Source organism: Legionella sp. PATHC039, from assembly GCF_026191275.1.
Taxonomy (GTDB): domain Bacteria; phylum Pseudomonadota; class Gammaproteobacteria; order Legionellales; family Legionellaceae; genus Legionella; species Legionella pneumophila.
The window spans coordinates 671,589-684,006 of the sequence record NZ_JAPHOP010000001.1 but is presented as its reverse complement, the minus strand read 5'-3'; the positions used below and the strand labels follow the sequence as shown (position 1 = coordinate 684,006).

Here is a 12,418-nt window from a genome sequence, read left to right as displayed (position 1 = left end):
TTCGGGTTGAATGTAGTCAAAATGGAAATAAAGGAATATGAATCATGACAGATACTCCAAAAGCTAATCTATGCGTTGATGAAATTAAAGAGGATACCCCCAAAGACCAGCCCCTCCCTGAAGAAAACACGGAAATATTGGTAAAAAAGCTGAAAGTATTGGAAACCACCCAAGAAAATTTTGATCAAATCAAAAAACATATTGCTGCGGTTATAGATTCCTTGGCAAAAAATCGCAGTTTTTTTGGTCGTGTGGCTGCCTACTGGGGAGAAATGCAGTTATGGTTGAAAATTACTCTTGGAATAGTATTGGTTGTTCCCACCTTGACACTTGGAATTGCAATTCAAGTGGCCTCTCTTATTGTAGCTAGTGTCCTGACTCTGGTGACTTATGTTGGTAGTGCCCTGCTTCTTGAAAATCATGTTCAAAAAGAAGAGCATATTACTGATCGTTTAAAAGAAGAAATGATAGGTTTGGCAGATAACCTGGGAAAAGTTATCGAGTCTTTTGAGCCTCTCCGCAAGCAAATTGCTGAACAAATTGAGTATTTTCATAAAGAAAATGATAGATTAAACCTCAACGTTACTCAACTGAGTGATCATATTATGCGATTAATAAAACAAGCTGAGCAATTACAAAAAACCGAACAAACTTTGCGTAAAGTTAGAGAGGAATTGGAAAAAACATCAGAAACTCTGGATGAAAAAGTACAAGTTCAAACCGAATTACTAAAGATAAATCAGGAAGAATTATGCAGAATCAGGGAAGAAATTGCAAAAAATGAAATTGAATTATCTGAAAAAATTTCTGAGCTGGATCAAGTTAAGAAAGAAATGTCAGTAGAAATTGAAAAAGCCGAAACTGTTACTCAAGTATTAAAAAATACTGTAGAAAAACTGTCTCAAACTGCTATTACAGATCATAATCATAGGGAATCGTTTCAAAATAAATTGAATGATTTTCTCTCTAATAAAGAACAAAGTTTCAATGATGTTGCTCAACGTATATGTGAAGCCGAACATGAGCTATGTCTTGTTAAAGAAGAATTAAACTTTAGTAACAAACGTTATCAGGAACTATTGGAACGTCAAGAAGAAGTAGTTAAACGTTTGGAACAACTCCAACTTTCCCGCAAGCCTACGCCGTATAGTAATGCAAAAGTACTTGGTAAATTAGGTATTATGGCTACTGAGGAAAAAGAGTCTCCAACGCCCGTTTCGTCAGAAGAAAATACAATCCCAACTCAAACTCTCACAGGTTAGATATTTTTAAATCGATGTGCTATGGCACATCGATTGCTTATCACGTGCGGTTATCCAAAAACTAATCAGTTCAATGAAATTTATTTTAAAACAGATCACCAATTATATACTGAGCATAAATAGGTTCAAACTAAAGCAATTCGAAGACAGCATAATTGCTCTATTAATGAGCTACTTTAGATCTATTGCCCATAATCAATTTATATTAAATCAGTTAATTTTTTTACTTTATAAACACAAACCCACAGAGAATAATAAAAGAACTATACTTTTAGAATATTCACTGTCATCAGTGAAATGATTCTTTGAAAAGGAGAGAGCTATGAGCATACCCAAATGGAATTTATCCATTTCTCGCACAGTTATCTGTGTCATTGCATTATTTGCTTCTATGATTTGTGCTGCAGCTCATTTCGTTGGTGGAATTCATACAAATGCAGGTTATGTGGGATGGTATCATCCAGATTATTACAATCATGATGTTATAGGCGCGGGTAATTATCACCCAGGTTATGGCTGGGTTGCTCCAGTGTATGCTACGCCAACATATATAATAAGCAATACGGGGTATAACTGCCAGACAGTCCAGCAATGTGATTCAGAGGGAAATTGCATTCAAAGCCAAAACTGTGATTAGTAGTGGAAAATGTAGCATATCAATGCGCATTATCTTTTTTACAGGATTGAGAACAAATTTCCCTCCACTTAGGTTCTCTAATCATCAAAACTGTTAATTTGATTAATAGGTAACCAGCAAGTAACGATAGGATTTTAAATATTCAAAGTGATAAGACAAAGGCCATCAATTTTTTGGTTCTTTATTCAGCAAACGATTAAATGTATTAGTACAAATTGGTTTGTTTTTCTGGTTTGAAAATAACTAAGCGGAGTAAGCAGTGCTATATTCACATTCAAAGCTGGACATAAGGTTACCCATTCAGCAAAACACTGCTCATCCATTTCATCGGTACCATACCCTGTTTTTGAATTGCCCAGTTTGCAATAGGCAATAGAAGCCATTGCCTTTTCAAAGGTCGAATTTTAATTTACCCGAACAGGTTCATTATCAATCCAAAACAAAAATTTTGTACCACAATATAAAAGAGCCATTCTTAAGCCAGCTTGGTATCTTTCATTAAATTCAGGTTTATAGATATCCTCCTCATTAATACATTCATCTTTTTGCTTTAATCGCCCTTGAGCAATATCCTGATAAAACCAAATCAATCTGCGAATGGCAATAGCCGAATCCATGTCTACTCTGTTAGGAGTTTCATCTCCATTCTTCCCTTCCAGAAAATCTTTGCTATGACTCGCTCCATTAGCCAATTTAAAAGCAAGAAATAACCTGTCTGCAGACAGTTGAGTCAGTCCAAAATTGGTTTGATAATTAAATTTAATTCCATTTTGCATTGTTAGTTTTAATAAATTGCTCCAGCGCTGCAAATTAGTGCCAGGTTTGCTTGTAGACATTGATCGGCCATTCATGTCTGTTACATTAGTTGGATCACCGCTACTTTCTTTTAGAATCATGGCAAGAGCATGAGCGTATTTCAGTGCCATTTTTTCTTTAAAATAGTAGTGCTGTGCATTCGCCATATGCTGATAAATTACAAAATTTTGAAAAACAAGCATCCTGAGATTATAGTCTATTGCAGTACAATTCTTATCTTCCTCTTCTGTCATTACCTCAGCAACATGTCTGGTAAGATTTTCAACTTGCTCTTCATTGGGCAAGCCAATAATATCAGGAAGCCAACTACTGTCTGCCGGATCTTGTGCAGCTGATAACTGGGATTGACCTGTAACAAACTGCCGGTTATCTTCTGCAAAGAGTGGGTAGGTTAACGCCGCTAATAAAGATAAAAAAACACATGCTACCCCATTAATACACTGTCTTTTTAATTTCATAAACTGCACCTTCTTTATTAAGTATAGCTTGTATCCATTGGAAGCAGGGCTGGTATAAATTGACATAAAACTTGAAAGTAGTTCGATTAAACTAATTTATTTTTTCAGCATGGTGTTGAGAGATAAGAGTATAGCCAGATACTTAACAGACAAATCATAGAAAATTAGAACACAAACATTAATCCAAATGCGTCAAAAATCATACATTATTGAATAATCGCAAATGATGTCCCAAGAGCAACCAAAATATCGATTCACGATATTTTTCACAATTTTGTCTCTCATTTTCACTGAAATGTTGATTTTCAGCAATTGGAATGCTCAACTTTTTGAACAAACTACAAAATTTACCCCATAATAGAGCGCGTTAATTTTTTATAACACATCAAAACTTATATAATCTTCCCAAGGTAAATTCTCTCGTGTACATTCATCAACTCTTGCATTAAGAGGTCCTTTTTGCAACCAGGTATAAAATTCTTCTAGCTTATCTTCTTTTCCACATGCAAAAACCTCAACACGACCATCTTCTAAATTCCGAGCCCATCCACTTATCATCAATTGTTCAGCCAATTTTTTAGCAAAAGCCCTAAACCATACCCCTTGAACTCTTCCTGAAATATAACAACGCATACATAATTCCTTGGTCATGATTCTTTTCCACCTATCGTAAAAATGTCAGTTACTTCATTGCATTAGACATTGTATAACCTGTTTTCACTCTGATTCTGCTATAGTTAAATTAGCATTATTATTAAAGCAAAATAAATTAGATAATTTGGACTTTTTCAATAATGGAGATAAAAAATGAAAAAAGTGATATTGTATGCACTTCCATCTTTGATGTTGGCAATCTTGTTTTCCCCAGCCTATGCTGATGAAACCCCTGCTCAATTGACCGGCACACCAGCTGAACAGATTCAGCAATTAAACGCCCAGATTCAATCTCAATTACAGGAAATACAAACAAAACAACAGCAACAACTGGATGCTTTAAATTCCCAATTACAAAATCAAATTAAACAAGTTCAATCTCAATTACAAGAACAAATTCAAACAGTCAATTCTCAAACGCAAGATCAGATTAAACAAATACAAGCAACCCTACAGGAGCAGATTAAACAAGTACAGCAGCAAGCATTACAAAAAGCTAACCAATAGGTTGTTTGAATTTATATAACTTCTTCTGTGTGGACTTGAGCATTGACAATGCTTATTCATCTAAAACATAAAGACATTGATGGTAATTTGCATGAGTTTGTATAAAAATGGAATTATTTTTTATGTCGAACTCATGTATCAGGATTATAATTAATATTGGCTTGATCAAAACAACTTAAAATCTAGAACAAACAAAACAGGTTCTTTTAGGCGATATCAATACTGGTATACTCGTTTCAAAGACGGGTAGATATAATTGTTCTATTGCTCTTTGTGCAAAATCAGCATTATCAATTACAATATTTGTTTCATGGCTATTATGTAAGCTTAACAAATCAAGATTCGATGAACCATAAATAACCACCTGCCCATCAATTGACATAAATTTCATATGAATAACCTCTTTTTTGATAGAAATTTCATTGTCATTCACACGATGAAACCGACGAACTTGCAAGTTATTTTGCCTGTCCTCATCAAGTAGTGAACTAAAATAATCTATCGAACTCTGATTTGTACCGCCATAGAATCTCTCGCTAAAATCATTGAATCCCTTTCCCATCAATAGATAGACATGACCATTTCTATTATTAATAAAATCCGCCACGAATAAACATGGCGGCATCATGAAACCCATTAGGACCATAATTTTCCTGCTGAAAATTGGCCCCTGTCAAAATGACATCCCCATCAATCCAGATGGCTTTATTATGATCGGACGCGATGGAATTATGAACATGAGTACCTATATGCAAGTTAATATTCTGAGGTAAATTATCTAAACCCAAACAGGCTGGATCATGTTTTGGTTTTTTAGGAAGTATTTCGCCATGATAAAAAACTTGTGCCCAACGATCCCACTGATCGACCAGAAGAAATACATCGACTTCATGTTTGATGTCACAAAGCGCATTTCGGATATCTTTGACAACCTGAGTTCCTGGTTCCCATACAAAAGCCTGAATAAGTATTTGCTTTTTAGCCTCTTTAATTTTATGAACTATTAAACGATATGCGTTCTCACTACCCGATACTATTTCTATCTGATTTGGATTCACCATGCCAAGCATTTTTTCAGCAGAAACAGTTCCCTTATCAGCAGAGGGAATTGCTGCTTCAATTATTTTTCTCATTAAATAAGAATCGGCGGAAATATTTTCTCCTGAATATTGCAAACCTTTCTCAAAAAATTGGAGCATGATTCACTCATAAATTAATTTATTACCTAATTTATATCATTGAATTGATTTAATATTTTTGCAAATTAATTTGAGCGATTCAAAACAAAATTTAATTCATTGTATACCCAATCACACACCATCCACCAGTTATTGTTATCTACAAACAAACTCAAATTTCCTTGATTTTTCAATTCAATATACTATACATAAGAAGTCTTCCCTATTTATAAATTAAGGAAAATCAAAATGGATTTAAGCAAAAGAATAGAACCAAAAACTTGGTCATTTGTTGAAAAAATACAAAATGCGGGTGGAAAACCGATTTATGACATACCGGTTGCAGAAGGTAGGGCAATATTTGATCAACTACAAGCCTTGCCTAATGAGAAACCTGATGTCGATGTTGAGGATAAAACTTTGCCAGTAGGGCCTGGCGGTAAGGTTGACATTCGCATTGTTCGCCCTAAAGGTGCAAAAGAAGCCTTACCTGTCATTATGTTTTTTCATGGTGCTGGCTGGGTTTTTGGCGACTATCAAACTCATGGTCGTCTCGTACGAGAAATAGCAGTGGGTACTCATGCCGCAGTCGTGTTTGTTAAATACACTTTAGCTCCGGAAGCTCAGTACCCGACACAAATAGAAGAATCTTACGCTGCCATGAAATATATAGTAGAACATGGCAAGCAATTTAATCTGGATACTTCACGATTTGTCGTTGCAGGCGACAGTGTTGGTGGTAATATGACCAGCGTCATGACTCTTCTTGCTAAAGAACGTGGTGGCCCCAAAATTGATTATCAAGTACTTATTTATCCAGTAACTGATGCCAATTTTGATAACGCTTCCTATAAAGAATTTGCTGAAGGTCCCTGGCTAACCAAAAAGGCGATGGAGTGGTTTTGGGATAAGTATTTGCCCAATAAAGAAAAAAGAAAGGAAATTACAGCAAGTCCGCTGCAAGCCTCTCTTGAACAACTTAAAGGCCTACCACCAGCATTGGTCATCACTGGAGAGTGTGATGTTTTGCGTGATGAGGGCGAAGCCTATGCCCATAAACTCAACGCAGCGGGTGTGACAGTGACTGCTGTTCGTCATCTGGGCACAATCCATGATTTCCTGATGCTCAATGATCTCTCTGAAACACCGGCATGCCGAAATGCCGTTGAAACCATTATTGATCACTTAACTCACATTTTTGGCAAGAAAAAGTAAAGCAATACATGACTAACATCCAAGTGGATGTTAGTCATGCTGAATACATTTACAATAATTGTGCTATTTGGGGATTGCCGTTATTGCGTTGCTGGTGTTGTCATCTGTTTCATTTTTTCCTGGTTTTGCAAAATCCTGAAACATCACCGGGATTGTCAATGGTGGTATTGAGATTTTTTTTCTTGTTTTGGATCCAGATAAAGACTGATTTTCCAATTCAAAAATTCTTTTACGAGCTGTTGCCAATTCATCTTTTAATTTTTGATTCTCTAGCTCCAGAGCTTTTATTTTTTCATCAGGACTGGCTATCAATCCATCTTCCCTGGTTTGCGACTCAGTCTTGGAACTACTGCCAGATTTAATCATTAAATTACTTGGTTTGGAATCTTCCACTGCAATGATTACAGGAGGAGAACTTTGTTTTTCAGCTTTTCTCAAGGCAATTTGTTGTTCTAATTTTGGCTTAAGTTCTTTACAGGATACACCATTAATTTTCTTAAGATACCGTTTGTGATCTGTTTCATCTGGAATTAAACTTAATAACATCCTGGAGGTTATGCCTGTATGTTCCAGATTAATACTCTTTAATGTGATTGTATTACAAATAGTATCTAGCAAATCCTGCGCTTTTTCTTTTTCCTGTTGTTTTATTTCCTTTTTCTTCATCATTATTCGGGGAGAGATCATACCAGTGCCAGAAGCTCCTGTTGATTTTGCATAAAGCGATTGGGTACTGACATCCAAATTTTCTATAATCGGGTTACTCAATAAAGCCTTTACCCCTACCCTGGTCATATTGTTATTCGCAACATTTAAATCGGTAGCCGCTGGAAACTTCGAAACAATAAGCTTGGCATGATTATCATTTAAGCTGCAAAATGTTAACAATAATGTTCGAATGGTATGATTAGGTCGAATGTCATCCAATCCCCATTCTTTTTTTAACCCGGGATTGAAACTCAAATCAACAGTCTGCAAATTCATTTTGGCAATTGCCTTAATTCCCTCTGCCCCTATTCCACAATTATCCAAATACAGGGTTCTTAGCTGCTTTAAAAGCACAAGCCTGGATACACCTTCATCACCAATTCCAGTATTTTGACTTAAATCAATAGTAGTCAACGATTGAAGATGAGCAATGCTATCCACTCCTTGGTAAGTGATATTATTTCTTCGCAAATTAAAGTGTGTCAGACTTTTTAACCTGGACTCAGGCCGAGTCAAATACTCTAAATTACCATCAGTAACACCACAATTACGCAAGGATAGTTTTTTTAAAGCAGCAGCATTACGACTTAAACTAAATAACACATAACTTGCGCTAAGTTCTGTATTATAATCCAAATACAATGCTTCAAGCATAGAATTAAACATAGGGCGGTTCTTTAAGTAATTACTTTTCAATGATAATTTTTTGATGTGAGCTAATTTGGAAAGCCCCACTGTGTTACTATCCTTAAGACCACAAGAATCCAAGCGTAAAGATTTAATTCCAGGTATATTATTAAGAGCAGTGACTAAATCACTCAACTCTTGATTAGTAAAGCGAGTATCACTTAGATCAAGTTCAGATAAGGACGAGATTCCGTGGTTTCTCGAATCTCGCAAAGCATTTAAAAATAATTGAATATCCTGAGATGTCTTTAAAACAAGTTTTACCTGATGCTGTTTTATATTTTCCTTTCTAATATCTTTTAAAAATTTTTTTAACGAAGTAAGAGGCATATTGTCTCCAAATATAAACAAAAAATTCCTGTTTGGTAATATATTTAACTCAAAGATCATAGATTATACATTTCAACGCTTAAGAAAACCATAAGAATTGATTAAAAAACTTGCTAATCTCCTCTGGTCAGTGTTATGTTGAATGAAAGGGATTTGGAAGTGGAGGTTAAAATGGAATCAATGATTGATTTGGTTGGATATGTAGCTTCTTCTTTAGTCTTTGCAACATTTTATGTCAAAAAAATTCTGACATTAAGACTCATAGCCGTTTGTAGTAATGTTGCGTTCATTACTTACGGTTTGGGTTATCATTTACATCCTATATTTATTTTGCATTCGGTTTTATTGCCTTTAAATTTATACAGAATATTTGAGTTATTAAAAAATGATCCAGAGTTCACAATACTTGCAAGGATTAATTTGAAGGCAACCAGATAATCATTTTCATCATTTAATGATATGATACCTGTTTACTCAATAAGGGGTCTTCCTTGTGCAATTGGAACAGGATAATTGGCTTGGCATTAATGGGATTTTCTGCTTTTTTACAAGCAAAAACCTATATCCCTCAATGCCCTAAAGAAATCAATACGCTTGAACGTATACAGACATCTCCGGATGGATGGGAAACCCTGAGCGGGATTAAAAACAATTATCTGGGTAATGTTTCCTTTTATTCCGGCCACCCCAAAGGTCAAGCCAGCTTAAAACCAAACCGCATCAATAAGAAAAAAGCCGAATGGAAGTTTTCTTCTCATGATACCATTTACATTGTGTGTCATTACAATCAAACAGGAATTGAACTGACACAACAATTGTCTCAAAAAACAAAAGGATGTACTGTGATTTTTAATCAAAACGCAAAAGGCCCATATGGTTTCCTCCCTCAAAAAATAACCTGCAATCAATAACGAGGAGGTTTACTCTACCTCCTCCTTTGTTCGGCAATATGTTTCATCAATCAATAACAAGGTCAATAAGGCTAAAATTAAAGACAGAGGCAACAATAAAAGAGAAAAATAGTACCCGTGTATAGTAAATTGATGAATACCATCCACCATGGTCCCCTCCCATGTCCAATCCAGCAAAGCACCAACCAGTGGCTCAAACAAAGCCTCAAACACCGAATTAAACGTATTCATAATACCAAGTACTGTGGCCACAAGTACCAAAGGAAATAATTCCCTGATCATTGCAAAGCTGGTAAAAAATCCACTCGCTCCAAAACCAAAGAGAAATAAAAGAATAATTAAAGTAAGCAAATTTTGGTTTGAGCTATAAATAACTACCAATAAACACAATAGAGCAGAACACGTTCCTGTAAACAAAACAGGCTTTCTCCTTCTGATAAAATCAGAAAACCATCCCCAAAATGGTGCGCCTGCCGCAAAACCGACAAAAATAAATGAAATCGCAAGGGCTGCATCAGTACGAGATAAGAGATAGGCCTTTTCCAAAAAAGGAACTCCCCACAATCCACCAAAAACCGAAACAGGAGCAAATGCTAATCCGCTATATAAAGACAAAGCCCAGGCCTGCTTATTAACGATAATACGTCTTAACAATTGAACAACAGGTTCCTTGCTATTTTTCGTGGGCTGCGTTTGTGCAGGCTTATCTCTTAAAACGAGAAAATACACAACCCCCAGGATAATTCCCATCACACTAACTAATTCAAGCGCTTTGCGCCAACCTTCATGTTGGACCAAGAATGCCAAAGGCATCTGTCCTCCCACAGCACCCAGCATAGCTGCTGTCATAAACATACCTGATACTAAAGCAAATCGTTTTGGAGAAAACCAGACAGCGGCTAACTTAAAACAAGACACAGCAGCAAAAGCAGCTCCCGCCCCCATCAATGCTCGACTTAAGCAAGCTAACCATAGAGTATTGGTTTGAGAAAAAATATAAGTACTGATACTGCAGACAAAAATAGCAAGAGTTGTCAGCAGTCTTGGACTGTACCTGTCTAACATAAGGCCCACAGGAATCTGCATAAATAAATAGGAATAAAAATAAAAAGCTGACAAATTCCCAAGACCAGCCGCATTAACCTGAAATGCCTTCATCAAGTCAGCTGTCATAACACTGGGAGAAACCTGAATCAAATATTTATAAAAGAAAAAACATGCCGCGATGGTCCATATAATCCAAAGATAAGTTTTAGCCAGCAATGGATGCTTGAATGACAATATGTTCACAATAACTCCTAACTTATTTGCTTCAGGTTAGAGATAAAATTTCAAAAACCGCCAGGTCTTATCTGCTGCTGTTATCGCCCTGAGGCGGGGCAGATAAGTCAGGAGAGAAGCCGTCTCAGAGCAGAAGAAAGGGTAAAGCTGACCACCACCACGACGACAATTGAGATGAGAGAGTTTAAAATAATAGGCAACAATCTAACAGGCTGTCTGTTACAGCTTTGGGAACAAGACTTTCTGCTTATTAATTGTCGTCTTATATTCATAAAAAACTGGAAATTAAAAGAATGTTTAATGTTAACTTTTTAGGCAATGTGCTGTCAAGATCGCAAACAGACAATGGATATTTTTTTAAATTTTGTTATTACGGCTACATTTATTAATCTGTTTCACTTGCAAAAAAATCTACATACACAAATAATAAAATTCTTACCCCTATAAGCAAATTGATGAGAAGTTACCTTAAAGGAATCCAGGGAATGGAGTTAACTACAACCGAGAACCAACTATTTAAAAGTTCCAAAGTAAGTCTTGCTCTGGTTACTGTTCTGGTGGGAATCGGTTCAGGTTTTCTAGGCATGTGCCTGGCTATGTTATTGCATTATCTTCAACATATTGCCTATGGTTACAGCCCCCTTCACATCATCAGTAATGAAACTTTTCTGGAGGGAGTTAGAGCCTCTTCATCTGAGCGGAGAATAAGCATACTATTCCTTTGTGGCTTAATTGCAGGCATGGGATGGTGGGCACTTTATCGCTTTGGTAAACCATTAGTCAGTATTGCGTCGGCAATAAAATCGGGTAAACCCATGCCAGCTCTCAGTACATTCATTCATGCTTTTTTACAAATCATAACAATTGCATTGGGTTCACCTCTGGGACGAGAGGTGGCTCCTCGTGAGGTAAGCTCTGTCTTTGCTTACTGGCTATCTAGCAAAGCAGGATTAACTCCTGAGGAAAGCAAGATCATGTTGGCATGTGGAGCAGGCGCGGGGCTTGCTGCAGTTTATAATGTGCCTTTAGGCGGTGCTGTTTTTGTTTTGGAAGTGTTGTTATGCACTTCCAACTGGACTGTCTTGCTTCCAGCATTATCTTCTTCTGCTATAGCAGTTCTGGTGTCTTGGTGGGGTTTGGGAAATGAATCGATTTATCAACTCCCTGAATTTTCATTAAGTGCGCCTTTAATTATTTGGTCAATTCTTGCCAGCCCGGTGTTAGGCTTTTTTGCTTTTTGGTTTATTCAAATTGCTACAATACAACGCAGCAAAGCAATGCATAACTGGCAAATGATATTGGCTTGTTTAATTAATTTTTTAATCATTGGCTTATTCGCAATTTATTTTCCTTCTTTACTAGGTAACGGCAAAAGTCCGGCAGAAATGGAGTTTGATCAATCAGTAGGAATAGGTTTAAGTATTATATTATTTATGTTGAGGAATGTATTCGTATGGTCAAGCTTGCGTGTAGGAGCTCAAGGGGGCTTGCTAACACCCTCACTGGCTAACGGCGCCTTATTAGGAGCTATTCTTGGTGGAATTTGGAATTTGTATTTACCACCCGCTCCCATCCATGCCTTCGCGCTTATTGGTGCCACGGCTTTTCTTGCTGCGGCACAAAAAATGCCTTTAACTGCCATTATCTTAATTTTCGAATTCACCCGGATTAATTTTATCTTTCTTATCCCTATCATGCTTGCTGTTTCCGGCTCTATAGGTATGTGCCAGTTAACCAAGAACTATTATATTAAATATAAAGTATGATTGTTTGT

Annotated in this window: 12 protein-coding genes and 1 pseudogene; 7 read left to right on the top strand and 6 right to left on the bottom strand. The window is 36.4% G+C overall.

Annotation, left to right across the window (positions count from 1 at the left end; genetic code table 11):
• Nucleotides 1-44: 44 nt before the first annotated feature.
• Nucleotides 45-1,262 carry a Dot/Icm T4SS effector LegC2/YlfB gene (legC2, locus tag OQI99_RS03130; RefSeq protein ID WP_061512494.1) on the top strand — a complete coding sequence of 406 codons (1,218 nt, stop codon included), beginning with the start codon at nt 45-47 and terminating at the stop codon, nt 1,260-1,262.
• A 322-nt stretch (nt 1,263-1,584) separates the two neighbouring features.
• Nucleotides 1,585-1,899, top strand: a complete 315-nt coding sequence (locus tag OQI99_RS03125) for a hypothetical protein (protein ID WP_061512493.1) — start codon at nt 1,585-1,587, stop codon at nt 1,897-1,899.
• A gap of 185 nt (nt 1,900-2,084) precedes the next feature.
• Here OQI99_RS03125 and OQI99_RS03120 read toward each other — a convergent pair whose 3' ends face one another.
• From OQI99_RS03120 to OQI99_RS03110, 3 genes are all read right to left on the bottom strand, one after another.
• Complete coding sequence (locus OQI99_RS03120) at nt 2,085-2,282, bottom strand: hypothetical protein (protein WP_241495143.1); 198 nt, start codon at nt 2,280-2,282, stop codon at nt 2,085-2,087.
• A gap of 21 nt (nt 2,283-2,303) precedes the next feature.
• Complete coding sequence (locus OQI99_RS03115) at nt 2,304-3,173, bottom strand: hypothetical protein (RefSeq protein WP_241495142.1); 870 nt, start codon at nt 3,171-3,173, stop codon at nt 2,304-2,306.
• Nucleotides 3,174-3,548: 375 nt separating this feature from the next.
• On the bottom strand, nt 3,549-3,824 hold the full coding sequence (locus OQI99_RS03110) for an acylphosphatase (RefSeq protein WP_061512492.1): 276 nt from the start codon (nt 3,822-3,824) through the stop codon (nt 3,549-3,551).
• 156 nt (nt 3,825-3,980) lie between these two features.
• Between OQI99_RS03110 and OQI99_RS03105 the strand changes: the two genes are divergently transcribed.
• Nucleotides 3,981-4,334, top strand: coding sequence for a hypothetical protein (locus OQI99_RS03105; protein ID WP_011214134.1), 354 nt, complete (start codon nt 3,981-3,983; stop codon nt 4,332-4,334).
• Nucleotides 4,335-4,509: 175 nt separating this feature from the next.
• Here OQI99_RS03105 and OQI99_RS03100 read toward each other — a convergent pair.
• A pseudogene (locus OQI99_RS03100) lies at nt 4,510-5,533 on the bottom strand (phospholipase D-like domain-containing protein).
• Nucleotides 5,534-5,761: 228 nt separating this feature from the next.
• Between OQI99_RS03100 and OQI99_RS03095 the strand changes: the two are divergent.
• The gene (locus tag OQI99_RS03095; RefSeq protein ID WP_061512491.1) at nt 5,762-6,727 is read left to right on the top strand and encodes an alpha/beta hydrolase; all 966 of its coding nucleotides are present in this window, start codon (nt 5,762-5,764) and stop codon (nt 6,725-6,727) included.
• A 63-nt stretch (nt 6,728-6,790) separates the two neighbouring features.
• On the opposite strand, the gene legLC8 is transcribed toward OQI99_RS03095, so the two are convergent.
• A complete protein-coding gene (gene legLC8 / locus OQI99_RS03090) occupies nt 6,791-8,512 on the bottom strand; it encodes a Dot/Icm T4SS effector LegLC8 (protein WP_080447118.1) in 1,722 nt (573 codons plus the stop codon).
• Between the two features lie 75 nt (nt 8,513-8,587).
• Here legLC8 and OQI99_RS03085 point away from each other — a divergent pair, with 75 nt between their 5' ends.
• Together OQI99_RS03085 and OQI99_RS03080 are read left to right on the top strand one after the other, a co-directional pair.
• The gene (locus OQI99_RS03085; RefSeq protein ID WP_011214138.1) at nt 8,588-8,890 is read left to right on the top strand and encodes a hypothetical protein; all 303 of its coding nucleotides are present in this window, start codon (nt 8,588-8,590) and stop codon (nt 8,888-8,890) included.
• A gap of 53 nt (nt 8,891-8,943) precedes the next feature.
• Nucleotides 8,944-9,363, top strand: a complete 420-nt coding sequence (locus tag OQI99_RS03080) for an STY0301 family protein (protein WP_061512489.1) — start codon at nt 8,944-8,946, stop codon at nt 9,361-9,363.
• 9 nt (nt 9,364-9,372) lie between these two features.
• Here OQI99_RS03080 and OQI99_RS03075 read toward each other — a convergent pair whose 3' ends face one another.
• Entirely contained in the window at nt 9,373-10,653 is a 1,281-nt protein-coding gene (locus tag OQI99_RS03075) for an MFS transporter (RefSeq protein WP_061512488.1), read from the bottom strand.
• Nucleotides 10,654-11,129: 476 nt separating this feature from the next.
• On the opposite strand from OQI99_RS03075, the gene OQI99_RS03070 reads away from it, so the two are divergent.
• Nucleotides 11,130-12,410, top strand: coding sequence for a chloride channel protein (locus OQI99_RS03070; RefSeq protein WP_061512487.1), 1,281 nt, complete (start codon nt 11,130-11,132; stop codon nt 12,408-12,410).
• Nucleotides 12,411-12,418 lie beyond the last annotated feature (8 nt).

Excerpts from the sequence above, each read along its gene's own strand:
- legC2 (WP_061512494.1), top strand. The coding sequence starts at position 45 with ATGACAGATACTCCAAAAGCTAATCTATGCGTTGATGAAATTAAAGAG.
- OQI99_RS03125 (WP_061512493.1), top strand. The coding sequence starts at position 1,585 with ATGAGCATACCCAAATGGAATTTATCCATTTCTCGCACAGTTATCTGT.
- OQI99_RS03120 (WP_241495143.1), bottom strand. The coding sequence starts at position 2,282 with ATGGCTTCTATTGCCTATTGCAAACTGGGCAATTCAAAAACAGGGTAT.
- OQI99_RS03115 (WP_241495142.1), bottom strand. The coding sequence starts at position 3,173 with ATGAAATTAAAAAGACAGTGTATTAATGGGGTAGCATGTGTTTTTTTA.
- OQI99_RS03110 (WP_061512492.1), bottom strand. The coding sequence starts at position 3,824 with ATGACCAAGGAATTATGTATGCGTTGTTATATTTCAGGAAGAGTTCAA.
- OQI99_RS03105 (WP_011214134.1), top strand. The coding sequence starts at position 3,981 with ATGAAAAAAGTGATATTGTATGCACTTCCATCTTTGATGTTGGCAATC.
- OQI99_RS03095 (WP_061512491.1), top strand. The coding sequence starts at position 5,762 with ATGGATTTAAGCAAAAGAATAGAACCAAAAACTTGGTCATTTGTTGAA.
- legLC8 (WP_080447118.1), bottom strand. The coding sequence starts at position 8,512 with ATGATCTTTGAGTTAAATATATTACCAAACAGGAATTTTTTGTTTATA.
- OQI99_RS03085 (WP_011214138.1), top strand. The coding sequence starts at position 8,588 with ATGTTGAATGAAAGGGATTTGGAAGTGGAGGTTAAAATGGAATCAATG.
- OQI99_RS03070 (WP_061512487.1), top strand. The coding sequence starts at position 11,130 with ATGGAGTTAACTACAACCGAGAACCAACTATTTAAAAGTTCCAAAGTA.